This is a genomic window from Pseudarthrobacter sp. PvP004 (assembly GCF_017876035.1).
In the GTDB taxonomy this organism is placed as follows: Bacteria; Actinomycetota; Actinomycetes; order Actinomycetales; family Micrococcaceae; genus Arthrobacter; species Arthrobacter aurescens_A.
In genome coordinates, this window is the sequence record NZ_JAGINL010000001.1 from 4,067,633 (window position 1) to 4,084,516 (window position 16,884).

Sequence of the window (16,884 nt, forward strand, 5' to 3'; positions counted from 1 at the left end):
GATTCCGGTGGTGGGGGTCTTTTTGCTGCCATCTGGGCGCGAGATCTACGGGGTGTGAAACTCCTCCATAACGTGCTTGTAGCCAGCACGGATCATCTCGGCCAGGATCTCGCGGTCCACGTCGTCCAGCTTGTTCACATACAGGCACGCGGCACTGGCCTTGTGCTTGCCCAATTCCGGGAGCAGGCGGTCCGCGTCCGGACCCTCGGTGAGCCCGTACAGCACCAGGCTGGCCTTGCGCGGTGAAAAGCCGACGGCGGCGGCGTCACCTTCGCGACCGCTGTGGTACTTGTAGTGATAGCTGCCGAAACCGACGATGGACGGGCCCCACATGACGGCTTCCTTGCCGGTGATGTTGCGCATCATGTCCAGCAGCTCAAAGCCGTCCTCGCGCCGCTTGGGGTGCTCCACCGCGGCCAGGAATTCTTCCACGGAGACGTCCGTGGGCTGGGTCTTGTTCTCTGCCATACGGGTAGTTTCGCAGACGCGGAGCGGGCCTGCCAGCACCCGGTGATAGCCTTCTGCGGTGACTTCAGAACCCCCGCGCATCCGGCCCTTCCACCAAGTGGACGTCTTCTCCGAGTTCCCGTATCTCGGCAATCCGCTCGCTGTGGTGGTGGATGCTGAAGGCCTCAGCACGGAAACGATGCAGCACTTCGCCAACTGGACCAACCTCTCCGAGACCACGTTCCTGCTCCCTCCCACCCACCCCGAAGCGGACTATAAGGTTCGGATCTTCACGGGCAGCGAGGAGTTCCCCTTCGCCGGACACCCCACGCTGGGCTCCGCGCACACGTGGCTGCAGGCCGGGGGAGTGCCTAAGACTGACGGCGTCCTGGTTCAGGAGTGCGGCGCGGGTTTGGTGCGGGTAAAGCACGACGCCGGCCGCTTGGCTTTCGCTGCGCCGCCGCTGACGCGCTTCGGCCCTGTGGACGACGATGTCCGGGCGCAACTCGTTGCCGGCCTGCGGCTGCCCGAGGATGTCCTGCTGGATGCGTCGTGGCTGGTCAACGGACCCACGTGGATCGGCGTGCTTCTGGGTTCAGCGGAACAAGTCCTGGCCATTGAGCCGGACCTCGTTGCCATGGGTGACCTCAAGGTGGGGGTGATTGGCCCACATGAGCCGGGTGCCGCCGTCGACTTTGAAGTCCGTACGTTCATTCCGGGCGATGCCATGGTGGAGGACCCGGTGACGGGCAGCTTCAATGCCGGCGCGGCCCAGTGGCTGATTGGCAGCGGCCGGGCGCCTGATGAGTATCTTGCCGCTCAAGGTACCGTCCTGGGCAGGGCCGGGCGTATTCACGTCAAGGCTTAAGCTGGCGAGATCTGGGTTGGTGGAGCGTCGGCTACCTGCATCGAAGGCACGGTCCTCCTCTAACCACGGCTAGATTCGCTTGGGGCGTGTCAGCACCACCACCAGGAAGATTCCGGCACTGAGGACCGCCTGAATGATGACCAGGGACGCCGGCACATAGCCGAGGTACAGCGCCAGCAGCAGCGGAACCATGGCCAGGACGGTGACGTCCAGCCCGCGCATCAGGGAGCCCAGCTGGGCCCGCGGAACCGGGCCGAACGGCGTTTCCACCGGAGGTGCGGTCCAATCCGGCGGGGTCCTCGTGGCTGCGCGGAGCGTCCCAGCGCCCATGCCGACACCCGCCAGGGCACCGACTCCTATCAGCCAAGGATTCGCCGCGCCCAGGAGAACCAAAAGCCCGCTAAGCACGGCCATCCACACAGCCATTGCCAAGCAAGGCATGAGTGTCCGGCTTGTCCTTACCAGCGCCGGATGCAGCGGCAGCAGCGCGTCGAGCTCAGGAACCAGCGCCGTCTTGCGGGCTACGCTCCCCAAGCCCGAAGCCGTGGCGCATCCGGCGATCACTATGACGGCCAACTGTGCGAACTCGGGCAGTCCGCCTTCCACGAGAAGTATTGCGTTGCAGGCAGCGAGCCAAAGAATGGGCGGCGTCAGCGGGGGATTGAGCCTGAGGAAGGCCACCGCATCGGCGCGGATCAGCGCCCACAGCGGGCCGCGCGCAGGCTGGGCGTAGAAGCTGGCTGCCCTGCCGCCGTCGACCCTTTTGCGGTTGCCACCAAGCGCACGCAGCACCTCATTGGAGTCCATCATGAAAAGTGACGCGCCCGCGTGACCGGCCACGGCGCCGCCGCGAACCAGCTCGTCACCCTTGACCTGACCGGCTCGCGGCGCAACTACGGCAAAGAGTGCGACGGCGGCGACGCCCACCAGCGCTGCCGGCCACGGGGAGGATGGCATCGCTGGAAGGACAGAGCATGCAAGAAGCGCAGCCGTCGCAATTGCCTTGCCAAGTCGTGGACCCAGTAAAGCAAGTTGCTGGATCCCTGCCATGGCTACCGCTATTGCTCCGGCTGCGCCGAAGGTGAGCGAAGCGAAGACGTGTTCCATGGGTGCGCGGTCAACAGCGGTCACCATGCTGAAGGGCAGGTAGATAACGCCAGAGCCGGCCGCCGTCAGCGCCACCTTGCGAGCGAAGGGTGGCAGGACCATGGGGCGGCGGTCAACGGGAAGCGTCAGCCACCAGGTGCTCTCTGCTCCGTTCACGGTCATCGGTCCAAGCTTCCGTGCAAGGTTGCCGATGACCAGGAGGACCGCGAACGTCACGGATGTCCACAACACCGCTTCCGGCAGGACGAGCCATTGTGCGCGGATGATGCTGTTGGCCGTTGATGCCCGTTGAGCAATCTCGTTGCGCAACGCCAGGACGAACGAGGCCGCAATGGTCAGGGATACACCAATGCCGAGCGCCCAACTGTAGGCATCAACAAAGAGGTCTCCCCACGAGGTCCGGCTGCGTTTGTACCTTTTGGCGCTCCGGCGGGTGAACCGGACAATCTCGGAGGCCAATTCCCGGTGCTGCGGGGAAAGTTCACGGGTGAGCATGTCAGGACCCGGCAATGATCGAAGCCCCCTGCTCTGGATCGAACTCCAGAACTTCCTCGTCAATGACCAAACACGTGGTGGCCGTAGCCAGCAGCAGCTGGGGATCATGGGTGACCAGCACTACTGCGCCGCCGTCCTTGGCGTGGTCCGCTATGCGTTCGCCCATGGCTACCCGCATCCGCGGGTCGAGCCGCTGTTCGGGCTCGTCCAGAATCAGGAGCGACGACGGGCGGATCAGTCCGGCGGCAAGCAGCAACCTGCGGCGCTGGCCGGAAGACAAAGCATCGGGGATCGCATGGGCCCTGCCCAGGAGCCCGAAGAACTCCAGCTCTTCTTCAACGCGCGCCTCTGGGTCCTCCAGGGAGTGCCCACGGGCGATGAGGAGCAGGTGTTCCCGAACAGTGAGGGACGGAAAGAAGAGATCATCATCGAAGACAGCGGAGACCTGCCGGCGGAACGGTACGGCGTCCGGATCGATGAGGAGACCATGGACCTTCACGTCTCCTGCCAGAGAGGCCTGCCGTCCAGCGATGGTCCGGGCTACCGTGGACTTTCCTGCTCCGTTCACGCCCACAATTCCCAAGACTTCACCCGCGTCCACCGACGCAGAAACTTCGCCGCAGACCGGAGCCCCGGCATACCCAACCAACAGGCCTTCGGCCTCCAGAACTGTCCCCATGGTGCAACCCTACCGGCGGGATTGGCGCCACCCCACTGCAGCGTTTAGCGTGAGTCCTATGTCAGTATCCGATGCTTCCGCGAAGGCCAACGGCAACCCTTTGCTTGTCCTGGGCAAGATCACCTCCATCTTGGATGCCTTTTCCTTGTCCAAGCCGGTGCTGCAGTTGGCTGATATCCGAGAGTTCACCGGCATGCCCACGTCCACAGTGCAGCGGCTGGTCACGAATCTGACATCGCAGGGTTTCCTTGACCGCGAGGGCGACGCCTACCGCATCGGCATGCGGATGGCGTACTGGGCGGCTCCTGCAACCCGGGGCATGGAGGTTGTGGACATCCTGAGTCCTTTGCTCAAGACCCTGAGGGATACCACGGGCGAAACGGCCTGCTTCTTCAAAGCCGAGCAGCACTACCGGGTGTGCGTCGCCATGGCCGATACCCATCACGCGCTGCGTCGCGAGATGCATCTGGGCAAGATCGTGCCGCTCCACGCAGGTTCAGCGGGCAGGGTACTGCTCGCTTGGTCCCCGGAGCTGATGGAAGCTGTCCTGCGGGACCCCTTGGAATCCATCACTGACTACACCATCACCAGCTCCGAGGAACTTGAGGCAGCCGTCAAGAAGACCCACGCGGATGGTTTCGCCATCACGGTGGGTGAGCGGGAAGACGGCGCGTCCGGCCTGTCCGCACCGGTTTTCGACTCCGCCGCGGGCTTGGTGGGGGCCGTGACCATCAGTGGACCGACGCTGAGAATGCCATTGGAGACGTGCGAGGCCTGGGTTGAACCCCTTCTGGCGACAGCTGAGCACATGACAAGGCTGATTGGTGGCCGGTTCCCCGGCGAGAGCTGAATCTACAACCGTAGGGAGAATGCAATGTCTGAGAAACATCCCACCGTGGATGCTTATATCTCAGCGCAGCCTGAGCCAACTCAGCAGGTCCTCCAGGAGGGGACGCTGAAGTTTCCACTGGCCAAGCCGATTCCGTACAGCCTGATGGGCAAAGTTGCTGCACAACTCGCAGCAGAGAAAAAGATGAGGCACTGATGAGGGACTTCGAAACCTTGGTGAACGAGGCTGCCGAAGCCGACGTGACAGGCTGGGGATTCCACTGGCTGGATGGGAGGGCCACCGAAGAAAGGCCGCCTTGGGGATTCGCAAAATTGCTGGCCGGTCGACTTGCCACAGTCCGGAGCGCCCTTGATCTTGATACCGGTGGGGGAGAGGTCCTCTCGGAGGCCGGCGAATTTCCCGAACGTATGTCTGCCACTGAGGGATGGCCGCCCAACGCACGGCGCGCTGTTGAAAGGCTCGGTCCACGCGGGGTTGAGGTGGTTGAGGTGACCGCGGACGCACCGTTGCCGTTCCCTGACGAGTCATTCGAGTTGGTCACAGCCCGGCACCCCGTTCGCCCGGACTGGGATGAGATCCACCGAGTGTTGGCCCCCGGCGGCCACTATTTCGCCCAACATGTTGGCCCGGCGTCGGCGTTTGAACTCATTGAGCACTTCCTCGGTCCGCTGCCGCAACAACGGAAGGGCCGCGACCCGCAGGCCGAGTCAGCGGCAGCGGAAGCTGCCGGCCTGACCATAACTGACCTCCGCACGGCCCGGTGCCGGATGGAGTTTTTCGACGTTGGCGCTGTGGTGTGGATCCTGCGCAAGTGTGTGTGGTGGGTGCCCGACTTCTCCGTGGAGGGCTATCGTGACAGACTCAAGGAGTTGGATGAACAGATGAGAGCTGGCCGCCCCTTCATCGCTCACTCCACCCGGCACCTGATTGACGCCCAGCGAATTGGGTAGAGGTTAAAAGGGCGCACCTAGGAGGAGCACGTATGGATTCTGCACGGACTTTCGAGTCGATTGTCATCATCTTCAATCCCAACAGCACCGGGGACGCGCCTGAGCTGGCGCAGCAGTTGCATGGCAAGCTCAAGGAGCTGCTCACGTACCAGCCCGAAATCACCCTCCAGCCCACGGAGCACGCCGGGCATGCGGTGGACTTGGCGCGGGAAGCGGCCTCAAAGGGCGGCGATGTTCTTGTGGTTTCCGTGAGTGGAGATGGCGGCTACAACGAGGTTGTCAACGGTGTGATGCAGGCCGACAACCCGCGGGCCGTCGCAGCAGTACTGGCCGCGGGCAATGCCAATGACCATAGCCGGATTATCGGCACCAAGCCCCTTGAAGAGGCCATTGCCGAAGGCCGGGTTCACAACATTGACCTTCTCCGCATTCATACGGGCCAAAAAGAGAATGAGCCCCTTGAATACGCACATTCTTATATCGGATTTGGCCTCACCCCGGTGGTGGCCACTGAGCTTGAAAAGGGCAGCAAGGGCGCGCTGAAGGAGATGGTGACGGTCATCAAGTCCTTCTCCGAGTTCCAGCCCTTCGCCATTCGCCAGTCTGATGGGAAGCGCCGCAAGTTCGACGGCCTTGTCTTCGCCAACATCAATGAGATGGCTAAGTACGCCACGCTCAGTGAAGCAGAGGACCACCCGTCTGACGGAAAGTTTGAAGTCATCGTCTTTCCGCACATGCCCAAGTGGCGCGTTCTTTTGACGGCCCTCAAAGCCACTACGCAGGGGCTGGGCGATCAGCCGAGCGTGAGCAGCTACGAATTCACCACGCTCAAGCCGCTGCCGTACCAAATGGACGGCGAGGTGAAGAGCGTGGAAGCCAACGTCAAGGTCACTGTGGAGAGCGCTCCTCAAGCCTTGGCTACCCTTGGTTAGGCCCGCTTAGCCCGCCCCGGCGCAGGCTGAGGTGACGAAGTCGTAGATCTTGCCTCGCAACTCATTCGACGCCGCAATCTTCAGCACGCCTTGCCGTTCGCCCACAGTGATCCTCAACGGCAGGAGGGTTCCCACCTTGTCTTCAGCCACAGCATGAGGATCACAGCGGGCTGGTCGGATGGTCAGCGGCAGTTCCTGCTTCACCATGCCCACCGCGACGTTCCTGGGCCAAGGGGCAGTGGGGGATTCCGCCAGTAACGTGGTTCCGTCGATCGATTCAATGGTCAGGCTTTGAGCCGCCCCTCCCGTGCGTGGCGTGATGACAAGGCGCACGACGGCGGTGCGACCGTCTCCGGCCACTTCCAGTTCCGGGTCCAAAACTATGGTGGCGACGGCGGTTGCTTCCGTTGCGGTGCACAGCTCGCTGGCGTTCCTGGTCAGGACGCCGAAGGGATCGGAAGCGCTGGCGTACTCCTCCGCGAGTTCCTTGCCCGGTTCTGAGTACCTGATCCGGGCCTCCGCTTCTCGGCTCGAATCTGTAGATGACGTCCCACATGCCGCAGTCGGCAAGGCCGCAGAAAGGCTCTTGGGCTGGCGGGGTGGCAACTCAAGGCTGCCCTCCGTGGGCTCCCAGGTGATGTCGCCTTCAAACAGCGTGGAGCGCAGTCGGGCCCCGGTCACGGTCAGTGGCGAATCCGTAGTGTTGGTGAGCTGAATCTGGATGGCTTGCTTGCCGTATTGGTCCCTGGACTGATTGATCTCAACAGTGATGGGGCCTGCATTTCCGGTGGTGGGTTGCGGTTCTGAGTCAGGTGAATTACACCCAGCAAGGAGCGGCAGGGCGAGAACGACGGCCATGCCTACCGCGAAAGAACGCCACCCTCGGCACACCATGCGATCAGTGTAGGGGCGCAGGCAAGCAGCCGGTACCCGAAGCGTTTTTGATGTCGGCCCCATCACGTAGAGTCACCAATTATTAGATCCGCCCATGAAAGAAAAAGCGAAAGGCAACACTGATGTCCTTCCAGGCCTACCTTGACGCCATTGAAGACAAAACCGGGCTTACCCCGCGGCAACTGGTTGAAATCGCGGACGCCAAGGGCTTCAAGGACCCGTCGGTGAAGGCGGGGACCATTCTTGAATGGCTCAAAGCCGATTACGATCTTGGCCGTGGCCACGGTATGGCGCTTGTGCATGTCATCAAGAAGGGCCCCAAGATCGACAGTAAGCATGTAGGAACGGATGGGACGCACCGGGATGAGTCGGACACGCTTTGGTTGGACGGCAAGGCCAGCAAACCGGCTACTTGATGCGAGAGTGGCGGGCCAACACTAAGCATGCTTAGCTTGGTCTTAAGTTACTTCCAGATGAGCACGCTGAGAGGAATACCATGTCCACCGTGACGCAGCTGTTCAAATCCCCCGCCACTGACATCTGGAAGGTCATCGAAGACGGCTGGCTCTATCCGGGCTGGGTTGTGGGTGCCTCGAGGATCCGCGCCGTGGACGACCAATGGCCACAAGTGGGCTCAAAGCTGCACCATTCCGTAGGCTCGTGGCCTTTCCTTATCGATGACAGCACCAGCGTCACCGCCATGGAAGCGGGCCGAAAGCTGGAGCTGCTTGCCCGGGGCTGGCCCATGGGCGAGGCCAAGGTGCTGATCACGCTGGAGGACCTTGGAGGCTCCCAATGCCGCGTCTCCATTGCCGAAGACGCAGTGCGCGGCCCGGGAAAAGTGGTCCCCAAAGCCCTGCGGGATCCCATGATCTCGGTACGAAACCGCGAGACCCTCAGGCGCCTGGAACTCATGGCTGCGGGCGGGGCCGGAAGGACAAACTAACAACCAGAACTAAAGCGACGCGATTGCCGTGCCCGCAGCCCGCATGGCGTCAACGTCGGTTGCCACCATGACGTCCGCGAAGTTCAGTGCATAACTGCCTAGGTCCTCGTGAACAGACCCCACCACTGCCACCACCGGAACTTCCCGTCCTGATTGACGCACACGCTCCAAGATGGCCGAAATGATCTTTCCCTCTCCTGTCTGCGAGTCTAAACGTCCCTCACCCACCACCACGATTTCGGCAGTACCCAGCAAGGAATCGAAGTTGGCGGCATCCAACACGGCGCCGGCGCCGGATACCAGTTCGGCGTTGAAGTGCGCCCACAGCCCGCCGGACAGCCCACCCGCAGCGCCGGTACGGGGGACGCCGGAAGGGTTGCGCGGAAGTGAGGGAGCCAGGCGCTCCAAGCGCTCCTCCAACAAAAGGACCGTGGCTGGATCCGCGCCCTTCTGCGGCCCGAAGACCCGCGCGGCCTCCAAGAACGTAGTGGTGACGTCCGAAAGAACGGTCAGGCGGGCGTCGCCAAGCCCACCGTTTTCGGTGATTGCCCGCACAGCGCCTGTACCTCCGTCGGTGGTTGCCGAACCACCCGCAGCCACCAGGATGTGCTTTGCTCCGAGGTTGACTGCCGCGGAGATCAGGAGCCCGGTGCCATAGGTGCTGGCCGACATCGCGTCCTGCGGAGTAGTGCGCGCGGCCGACAACCCGCTAGCCTGCGCAACCTCGACGACGGCGGTTCCGTCCGCGGCCAGCCCAAGTATGGCACGCAGCGGCTCACCCCAGGAATTGACGACGTCGACACTCACCGGAGAGGCGCGAAGGCTGCGGCAGAGCGCCTCGAAAGTCCCCTCGCCGCCGTCGGCGACGGGAAGCTGCGTAGCCGAGCCGCCGCCGTCGTGAATTCCTGCCGCGATGGCCGCCGCCACCTCTGCTGCCGTGTATGTTCCCTTGAAACTGTCCGGGGCCACCAGTATGGTCATGCTCGCGAAAGCGGGTCGACGGGATGGAGCGGCAAGCGGCCTTCGGCGATGGCGATCGCGTTGAGGGCGCTGAGCCTGGCCATTTCGGCGCGGACCGGCACGGTTGCGCTGCCCACGTGAGGCAGGAGGACCGTGTTGGGGAGTTCGGCAAGGCCGGCCGCGAGTCGAGGCTCGTCCTCGAACACATCCAAACCAGCCCCGCCGATCACTCCGTTGCGCAAGGCTTCAACCAGCGCCGACTCGTCCACCACAGGGCCGCGGGCGGTGTTTATGAGGATGGCGTCGGACTTCATGCGGCCCAAAACATCTGCGTCCACCAGGTGCCGGGTCTGCTCGTTGAGGGGGACGTGCAGGGACAGGAAATCGCTGCGCTCCACCAGAGAATCCCACGGTACCTGCCGGACCGTGCCCGCGAATTCGCCGAGTTCCTCATCGCTAACCGGCCGGTCGCCGGGCGGCCGTGGTGAGAAGAGCACTTCCATGCCGAAGCCCAGGGCGCGTCGGGCAACGGCGCGGGCGATCCTGCCGAATCCGGCCAAGCCAAGCACAGCACCGGAAACGTCCCGGCCCAGCATGAACTCAGGTTCCCACCCAAGGAATTTCCCATCGCGGACCACACGGTCCGATTCCACCACGCGGCGTGCGGTGCCGAGGATCAGCAGCATGGCAACGTCCGCCGTCGCATCTGTCAGGACACCCGGGGTGTTGCCCACCAGGATGCCGTGCCGGGTGGCGGCGTCCACGTCGATATTGTTGTAGCCCACTGCGTAGTTGGAAACACCCTTCACCCGGGCGTTCGCCAGCAGCGGTTCGTCAATGACGTCGCGCAACTGGGTGAGCACTACGTCGTAATCGCCGGAGGCGCACAGCGCGGCGAGCGTCGCGTAGTCCGGTGGCTCCGGCAGTACGGTCACCTGACCGGCGTCGGACAGCAACTGCAGGCCGGGCTCGGGAATGGCTGTGGTGACCAGGTAGTGGTTCCCCATGCCTAGTTGCCTCCTGTGGCGGAAGGCTGGGCGGATGGCATGACCCAGTCAAAGGCCTCAGCCTTGGAACGCGCGCCTTGGGCAGCCTTGGAGCGGTTCGGTTCGCCCAGTTCCGCCAACAGTTTTTCCGAAAGCACTACAAGTTCGCCGAAGACATCCGGGGTCAGCCACTCGGGACGTGTTGCGAAAAGAATGTCTTCGCTGGAGGTGTTGCCGCTCGCGCCGGGTGCGAACGGGCAGCCGCCCAGTCCACCGAGGGCACCGTCCACCATTGCGGCACCGGCCTGGATGGCGGCAAGAGTGTTGGCCACGCCCAGGCCCCAGGTGTCGTGGCCGTGATACACGATCCGGCGTGCAGGGGACTCGTCCCGGACCCGGGTGATTAGCCGGGATACCTGCGCTGGCACTGCCTGTCCAAGGGTGTCGCAGATGACGATGTCCGTGGTGCCCTCAGTGCGGGGATCGTTGGCGATCGAAAGAATGCGCTCCTCCGGAACGTAACCCTCGAACGGGCACGTGAAGGAGGTTGCAATGCACAGCTGGATCTGGCCATTTACTGCGCGGGTGTACTCAATAGCCTCGGGCAAGGCGGCCAGGCTCTCATCAGTGGTGCGCCCGATGTTCGCCTTGTTGTGCGAATCCGAGGCGGACAGGCAGTACTGGAAGTTGCGGGCACCAGCGGCTGATGCCTTCGCGACGTGACCGGGAGTGGCTACCCAGATCCAGCACTTGTCCAGTTCCTCGGGGGTGAGGGCTTGGACCACTTCCAGCGTGTTCGCCATGGTGGGGACCAAGTCCGCGCGGGCCATGGAGCCGAGCTCGATGGCCGGCACGCCCAGGCGCAGCAGCTCACGGACTGTCTCGATCTTCTGCTCAGTGGGCAGGAGTTTGCCGGTCAGTTGGAGTCCGTCACGCAGGGTGACGTCCCTGAGGATGGCGTTGCCCAGCGTGGCAGCAAGGGGGCTTTCAAAGCGGTTCATGGTCGGAGGGCCTCCTCGCGGCCTGAGGCCGCATTGATCTGCGTGGCATCCATGTTCAGGAGCCCGCCAAGGATTTCTTGCGTGTTTTCGCCCAAGTCCGGGCCCAGGTTCCGGATGGGCAGGGACTGGTCCCCGATCACTGGAACAATGCCGGGGAATCCGACGCCGGGAAGGATTTCCTCGCCAGTGGAAACGTCGAACTTCTGGATCATGTTGCGGGCGGCGTACTGGCTGTCCGTGCTGATGTCCGCCGCGGTGTAGATGGGTCCTGCGGGAACACCGGCGGCTTCGAGGGATGCAAGGGCTTCGGCGCCGGAAAGCGTGGCGGCCCATTCGCCGATGGCCTGATCCAGTTCTTCACGCTTGGCCCAGCGCCCGGCATTTGTCTGCAGGGAAGGGTCTTCCGCCAAGTCCGGACGGCCGATGGTTTGCATGTACCGCTGGTAGATCGAGTCACCGTTCCCGGCCACCACGATGCTCGCACCGTCCTTGCACACGTACGCGTTGGAAGGAGCGATGCCCTCCATCCGGCCACCCACACGTTGCCGGTCCACGCCGTAGGCCTGGTAGTCCGGAATCAGCGATTCCATCATGGAGAACATGGCCTCATTCAGCGCGACGTCGATGATGCGCTCGGTGAGCGGAACAGCACCAGCCGAGTCCCGGCGTCGTGCTTCACGCTGGTACAGGCTCATCATGGAACCGAAGGCGGCATACAAGCCCGCAATCGAGTCTCCAATCGAGACGCCCACGCGAACCGGCGCGCGGTCCGGGTCACCCACCAGGTTCCGGAACCCTCCGTAGGCTTCGGCGACGGCGGCGAAACCGGGCCGCTCGGACAGCGGGCCCGTCTGCCCGAAGGCAGAGATGCGGGTAACGATGAGGTCCGGGTTCGCTTCGTTGAGGACTTCGGGGCCCAGGCCCCACTTTTCCAGGGTGCCGGGGCGGAAGTTTTCCAAAAGGATGTCGCACTTGGCCACGAGCTCCAGCACTGCCTGCTTGCCGGCCTCGGTCCGGAGATCAAGGACCACTGACTTTTTGTTGCGGTTCAGGGTGCGGTACAGCATGGACGTGTTGCCTTTGTGCAGGCGCCAGTTGCGTAGTTCGTCGCCGGTTCCCGGCCGTTCCACCTTGATGACCTCAGCTCCGAAGTCGGCGAGTAGCCGGCCGGCCGTAGGTGCGGCAATGTAATTGCCGAGTTCCAGGACCCGGACGCCGTCCAGAGGGGCGATTGTTTGGTGTGTCATGGTCTTCTTTCGTGCGTGGTGGGTAGACGGTTGGCGGGGTCGGTCAGAACAGCAGGCTCATGGGCAGGATCAGCAGGATCGCCACCACGGAGGCTACGGACACTCCCACCGTGACCGATTTGAGTGCACCCCTCACACTCTGACCCAAAAGTGACTGCAGGAGCCAGAACGTGTTGCTGGTGACGTGAACCATGAAGAGCGATCCCGCGCCGGCAGCGAGTGCCAGCAGTACCGGATCAAGGCCAATGGCCGGAGCGATGGGTGCCAGCAGCCCTGCAGCCGTGATGGCGGACAATGTCACGGACCCGACGGCGATGTGCAGCACTGCTGCGATGGCCCAGACCACCAGCAGCGGAGCCACCGTGCTGGCGGAGAAGAATCCGCCCAGAATGTCACCCAAGCCAGCTGCCGCAACTGTCGCGGCGAGCGAGCCGCCGACGCCGGTGAGGATGAGGATTTGACCGCTTTCCTTGAAGCCAACAGCGATGGCCTCCTCAACCTTCTTCTGACCGATGGCAGCACGGGTCACCAAGCAGGTCCCGATGAGACCGATAAGGAGGGCGATCACTGGCTCGCCGAGGAGCTGCAGCCAAGGCATTGAGATCTCAAGGATTTCAAGGATTGCCCCGGCGCCGATGAGGAGCAGGGACGTCAGCAACGGTGCGAAGAGCAGGATCAGTGGGGCTTCTTTGCGTTCGCGTTCGACGACGGCGACGCTTCCGCCGGCGGGTTGGGCGCTGGATGCAGCCGTGCCACGCTCACTGTTTGCCGTGGGCGGGACAGTTGCTGCGCCACCGTCTGTGGGTTCCTCGCCTTCGCTGTCTTCCTCGGCAACGAACGTGTGGTCCTCGTCCTTTGCCTCGTTCCAGAATCCGCGGCGGAACAGGAAGGTCATGATGGCAATCGAGATGATGATCGTGGGGATCACAAGGAGCAAACCGAAGAGGAGCATTTTGCCAAGCGGGACGTTCAGCAAGCCGGCCAAGGCTAGTGAGGCGACGCCGGGAACGGTGAACACGATGCCGCACTCCAGCGCGATGGCCATGGCGGTAGCCATTCGGGCCGTGCCGAGCTTACCGATTTTCGGGGCCAGCTTGCGGGCAAGTGGTGCTGAGATGACCAGCAAGACGTCCAGGAAGATCGACTGCAGGACCGTTCCGATGGCCAAGCCCATGGTGTAGGGGAGTCGCTTGGGCCCGAAGGTCTTGAGAAGGTGCTCCACGAGGCGCCGGATCGCGCCGCTCTGGTTGAGGATGGAGCCCATCAGGACGCCGAAGGCGATGAGCAGGCCGACGTCCACCATGATCTCGCCGAAGCCGCCGGTGATGGTTTTGACGGTTTTCTCGACGCCGAGGCCCACCGCCAGACCGAGATAAACGGAAGCGAGGATCAGGGAAATCACCGGGTTGACCCGGAAGCGGACGATCAACAGGACAGCCGCTAGAACTGCGACAGCTGTGTTGATCAGAACAGCAATGTCTGACATGGGAATCCGATCGTTGGGCCTTCCGCACTGAAGGCTGGAATCTGATGCGCACCGTGAGGCAGGCCACATCACTAATCCCATATTATGAGTTTGAACTCATATTGCAAGCTTATTCCGAAACTAAGTGGATTCTTTGTGCGGTTGCGCTGCGCTGGGAAGGGGCTGACGTCTGAAACGAACCTGCGGCCTTAGCATGGTCCACAGGTACACCGACCGGGGGAGTGTGTGATGAGACCGTTGGAATCGATCCAAGCCAGCACGAAGCAGGGCGAATCAGTGGTTACTGGTTCAGGTTCACGTCCTCCACGAAAACGATCCTCACGGCTGCGGAAGCTGGACCTGGCGATCCTGCTGGTGCTGGTAGTCCTCCTGGCGCTTTCCGCTACGCCGTGGCCTTCCGCGATGTTGATTCGAAGCGTCTTTGAACGCGGGGCACAGGCGACCATCGACGAGATGACGCCGTACGTTCCGGACACGCCGTTGCAAACGGAGATGGGTGTCGCCTACAAGCCCGGTTCAACTTTCGATGTCTTTAGTCCTGCAGGGACTGCCGCGCCGCTACCCACTGTGGTGTGGATTCACGGGGGCGCCTGGATTTCCGGGGCCCAACGCGACGTGAATCCGTATCTTCAGATACTCGCGGCTGAGGGCTACACCACTATTGGCATGAGTTATCCGATCGCTCCTGAGGCCACTTATCCTACGGCGGTGCGGGACATCAACGACGCACTTGCCTACATCAAAGCCAACGCCACTGAGTTGAACGTGGACACCAGCCGCATCGTCTTGGCCGGGGACTCTGCCGGCGCGCAGCTCGCGAGCCAGATGACCACACTCACCGTGAACCCTGAGTATGCGAATCTGATGGGAATCCAGCCCGCCCTTCAGAAGTCGGATCTCGCGGCCACCATCCTTCACTGCGGTGTCTACGACCTCCGCGCCATGGCGGACCTCAGCGGAATCGTAGCCTGGGGTTTCAAGACGTCACTCTGGGCCTATACGGGCACCAAGGACTGGTCCGCTACCTACGCCGGTGCCACCATGTCCACCATTGACTTCGTGACCGAGGACTTCCCGCCAACGTTCATCAGCGGTGGTAATGGTGACGGCCTCACGTGGTTGCAATCCGTGCCCTACAGCAACCGCTTGAAGGATGCCGGGGTTCCCGTTACCGAGCTCTTCTGGCCTGCCACCCATGAGCCTGAGTTGCCGCACGAGTACCAGTTCCACCTGAACTTTGACGAGGCCCGCGAGGCGCGGGACAGGACGTTCGATTTCCTGTCCACGCACGCTCTACGGCAGTAGTCAGGGGCCGCCAAGCAGGGTGATTCAAAGTATCTGACGTATGACTTCCACCCCTGAGGCGCTTCCCGCGCCGCGCAGGCCAACCCTCTTCTGGGCATCCGCAGTGTGTGCCGCAGCAACGCTACTGATTCCCTCGTGGATGCCGGATTCCTTGTTGTCATCCTGAAGACTCCGCTGAACCTCAGCCTGCTGGACGGACGTCAGGCTCTCGGCGTCATCACCGAGCACCCCGGCGTCACTAATTGGGCAGTGGGAGGTCACTCGCTGGGCGGAGTCAGCGCGAGCACCTTCGCGTTGGACCACTCGGCCGTGAGCGGCTTGCTCCTCTATGGCTCCTATCCCTTGGAGTCCCGCAGCCGGGTGACGGCGAAGCGACGGTGGACCGCGAGGTGGCGAAAGAGCAGATTTCTGCCGCCACGGTGGCGTTCTTGAGGCAGCTCGGGACTCCCTAACTGCCCCCGGGAATACTTCGGAGCATACCCCTGTTCATAGATTTAGATGCAAATGCATGTAAGCTGGATGAACGAGAAACAGGAGAATGCCATGGAAACCCGCCGCATCACCGTCCTTTCCGCCGGACTCGGCGTACCGTCGTCGAGCCGCTTGCTGGCCGACCAGCTGGCTGCCTCGGCCGAGCGGCAGCTGCGCGCGGCAGGGTACCAAGCGACGATCGACATCGTCGAACTGCGGGACCTCGCCGTGGACATCGCCAACAACTTCGTCACGGGCTATGCCGCACCGCGCCTCGCGGACGTGATTGCCGGCGTCGAGAATTCCGACGCCATCATCGCCGTCAGTCCCGTCTTCAGCGCCTCCTACAGCGGACTGTTCAAGTCATTTATCGATGTCCTGGACCCGAAGTCGCTGGAGGGCAAAGCCGTTCTGCTGGGTGCCACGGGCGGAACTGACCGCCATCAGATGGTCCTCGACTACGCCTTGCGTCCCCTGTTCAGCTACTTGCGCACCAGGATCGCGGCTACCGGCGTCTTTGCAGGGCCCCAGGACTGGGGAAACACCGACGACGGCGGGTCGCCCCTCTCGGCGCGCGTGGACCGGGCCGCGGGTGAACTCGTGCAGCTGCTCAGCGGCCCCCAGCCGCACCGCAAGAATGACGCACTTGAGTCGCTGCCGTTCGAGCAGTTGCTCGCCGGGATCTCAGCAGGCAGGTAGGGGGCGTGCGGGGGAGTGGTGGAAGAATGCGCCCTGCCACTCTTGGGTCACTTGTGCTTGGCGATTCGGCGTCACCGACCACGGAGGATAAACGCGGAACCCGCGCTTCCCGCCGCTGCCATTAACGGAACAAATTCCATGAGTGACCAAGGCGGACCGGGGAAAGAGGAAATGACCGGAGTTCTCCGATTCCCGGACTGAGACCACCAGAATGTCTGTGTCGTGCGCGGAAGGGCCGTCCGCCGGGAAAGGTTCCGTTCCTCCGGCCGCTGCGCGACGCCACACCGCAACGAACAAGCCCACCTTGGTGGGGGTGACCTTTCCAACCCGGAAGCGGATCAGCCCTGGGCCGCTGGTGGCGGTTGCGGCTCCGTATTCAGCGTTGTCTGCCTCGGGAGATGGCGGGGAACACTCCCTCCCAAGCATTTGTACAAGCCGCTGCGCTTCGACGACGTCCGGATGCATCATCCGTTCAGTATGCATGCGGGGCTTCCCACCTCCTGAATCCCGGACCTTGGACAGGCCGAACTTATTGCCCGGTCCGATCGTTGGGGCAAACAT

The 16,884-nt window shown here is 62.9% G+C and carries 19 protein-coding genes and 1 pseudogene; 10 read left to right on the top strand and 10 right to left on the bottom strand.

Going from position 1 to position 16,884, the window contains the following annotated elements:
* Positions 1–45 precede the first annotated feature (45 nt).
* Positions 46–468: a DUF1801 domain-containing protein gene (locus J3A64_RS18465; RefSeq protein ID WP_210065271.1), complete on the bottom strand. Its 423-nt coding sequence runs from the start codon at positions 466–468 to the stop codon at positions 46–48.
* Positions 469–526: 58 nt separating this feature from the next.
* On the opposite strand from J3A64_RS18465, the pseudogene J3A64_RS18470 reads away from it, so the two are divergent.
* Positions 527–1,378, top strand: a pseudogene (locus tag J3A64_RS18470) (PhzF family phenazine biosynthesis protein).
* 6 nt (positions 1,379–1,384) lie between these two features.
* On the opposite strand, the gene J3A64_RS18475 reads toward J3A64_RS18470, so the two are convergent.
* Positions 1,385–2,917: a DUF6297 family protein gene (locus tag J3A64_RS18475; RefSeq protein WP_210065273.1), complete on the bottom strand. Its 1,533-nt coding sequence runs from the start codon at positions 2,915–2,917 to the stop codon at positions 1,385–1,387.
* Between the two features lies 1 nt (position 2,918).
* On the bottom strand, positions 2,919–3,596 hold the full coding sequence (locus tag J3A64_RS18480; protein WP_014923312.1) for an ABC transporter ATP-binding protein: 678 nt from the start codon (positions 3,594–3,596) through the stop codon (positions 2,919–2,921).
* 58 nt (positions 3,597–3,654) lie between these two features.
* Here J3A64_RS18480 and J3A64_RS18485 point away from each other — a divergent pair, with 58 nt between their 5' ends.
* The 4 genes from J3A64_RS18485 to J3A64_RS18500 are packed head-to-tail and all read left to right on the top strand — an operon-like array spanning position 3,655 to position 6,328.
* The gene (locus J3A64_RS18485; protein WP_011776748.1) at positions 3,655–4,446 is read left to right on the top strand and encodes an IclR family transcriptional regulator; all 792 of its coding nucleotides are present in this window, start codon (positions 3,655–3,657) and stop codon (positions 4,444–4,446) included.
* A 24-nt stretch (positions 4,447–4,470) separates the two neighbouring features.
* Entirely contained in the window at positions 4,471–4,641 is a 171-nt protein-coding gene (locus J3A64_RS18490; RefSeq protein ID WP_014923310.1) for a hypothetical protein, read from the top strand.
* Positions 4,641–5,396: a class I SAM-dependent methyltransferase gene (locus tag J3A64_RS18495; RefSeq protein ID WP_210065275.1), complete on the top strand. Its 756-nt coding sequence runs from the start codon at positions 4,641–4,643 to the stop codon at positions 5,394–5,396. Before J3A64_RS18490 ends, J3A64_RS18495 begins: the two co-directional genes overlap by 1 nt.
* 32 nt (positions 5,397–5,428) lie before the next feature.
* Complete coding sequence (locus J3A64_RS18500) at positions 5,429–6,328, top strand: diacylglycerol kinase family protein (RefSeq protein ID WP_210065277.1); 900 nt, start codon at positions 5,429–5,431, stop codon at positions 6,326–6,328.
* Positions 6,329–6,334: 6 nt separating this feature from the next.
* On the opposite strand, the gene J3A64_RS18505 is transcribed toward J3A64_RS18500, so the two are convergent.
* The gene (locus J3A64_RS18505) at positions 6,335–7,186 is read right to left on the bottom strand and encodes a hypothetical protein (protein WP_210065278.1); all 852 of its coding nucleotides are present in this window, start codon (positions 7,184–7,186) and stop codon (positions 6,335–6,337) included.
* Positions 7,187–7,344: 158 nt separating this feature from the next.
* On the opposite strand from J3A64_RS18505, the gene J3A64_RS18510 reads away from it, so the two are divergent.
* Together J3A64_RS18510 and J3A64_RS18515 are read left to right on the top strand one after the other, a co-directional pair.
* Positions 7,345–7,638, top strand: a complete 294-nt coding sequence (locus tag J3A64_RS18510) for a DUF4287 domain-containing protein (protein ID WP_011776743.1) — start codon at positions 7,345–7,347, stop codon at positions 7,636–7,638.
* 80 nt (positions 7,639–7,718) lie between these two features.
* The gene (locus J3A64_RS18515; RefSeq protein ID WP_011776742.1) at positions 7,719–8,168 is read left to right on the top strand and encodes an SRPBCC family protein; all 450 of its coding nucleotides are present in this window, start codon (positions 7,719–7,721) and stop codon (positions 8,166–8,168) included.
* Positions 8,169–8,177: 9 nt separating this feature from the next.
* Here J3A64_RS18515 and J3A64_RS18520 read toward each other — a convergent pair whose 3' ends face one another.
* From J3A64_RS18520 to J3A64_RS18540, 5 genes are read right to left on the bottom strand one after another with little or no spacing between them, the layout of a single operon-like run.
* Positions 8,178–9,149, bottom strand: coding sequence for a glycerate kinase (locus J3A64_RS18520; protein WP_210065280.1), 972 nt, complete (start codon positions 9,147–9,149; stop codon positions 8,178–8,180).
* Complete coding sequence (locus J3A64_RS18525; protein WP_210065282.1) at positions 9,146–10,135, bottom strand: D-glycerate dehydrogenase; 990 nt, start codon at positions 10,133–10,135, stop codon at positions 9,146–9,148. Before J3A64_RS18525 ends, J3A64_RS18520 begins: the two co-directional genes overlap by 4 nt.
* A gap of 2 nt (positions 10,136–10,137) precedes the next feature.
* Positions 10,138–11,115: a hydroxymethylglutaryl-CoA lyase gene (locus J3A64_RS18530; protein WP_011776739.1), complete on the bottom strand. Its 978-nt coding sequence runs from the start codon at positions 11,113–11,115 to the stop codon at positions 10,138–10,140.
* Entirely contained in the window at positions 11,112–12,362 is a 1,251-nt protein-coding gene (locus J3A64_RS18535; protein ID WP_011776738.1) for a CaiB/BaiF CoA-transferase family protein, read from the bottom strand. The genes J3A64_RS18530 and J3A64_RS18535 overlap by 4 nt, the downstream gene beginning before the upstream one ends.
* A 43-nt stretch (positions 12,363–12,405) precedes the next feature.
* Positions 12,406–13,848 carry a GntP family permease gene (locus tag J3A64_RS18540; protein ID WP_043470899.1) on the bottom strand — a complete coding sequence of 481 codons (1,443 nt, stop codon included), beginning with the start codon at positions 13,846–13,848 and terminating at the stop codon, positions 12,406–12,408.
* Between the two features lie 228 nt (positions 13,849–14,076).
* On the opposite strand from J3A64_RS18540, the gene J3A64_RS18545 reads away from it, so the two are divergent.
* From J3A64_RS18545 to J3A64_RS18555, 3 genes are all read left to right on the top strand, one after another.
* Positions 14,077–15,153, top strand: a complete 1,077-nt coding sequence (locus J3A64_RS18545; RefSeq protein ID WP_210065284.1) for an alpha/beta hydrolase — start codon at positions 14,077–14,079, stop codon at positions 15,151–15,153.
* Between the two features lie 105 nt (positions 15,154–15,258).
* Complete coding sequence (locus J3A64_RS23780; protein ID WP_307807209.1) at positions 15,259–15,585, top strand: alpha/beta hydrolase; 327 nt, start codon at positions 15,259–15,261, stop codon at positions 15,583–15,585.
* Positions 15,586–15,696: 111 nt separating this feature from the next.
* Complete coding sequence (locus tag J3A64_RS18555; RefSeq protein ID WP_043470896.1) at positions 15,697–16,323, top strand: FMN reductase; 627 nt, start codon at positions 15,697–15,699, stop codon at positions 16,321–16,323.
* On the opposite strand, the gene J3A64_RS18560 is transcribed toward J3A64_RS18555, so the two are convergent.
* The gene (locus J3A64_RS18560; RefSeq protein WP_210065285.1) at positions 16,309–16,884 is read right to left on the bottom strand and encodes a MepB family protein; all 576 of its coding nucleotides are present in this window, start codon (positions 16,882–16,884) and stop codon (positions 16,309–16,311) included. The two genes, J3A64_RS18555 and J3A64_RS18560, sit on opposite strands and share 15 nt — an antisense overlap.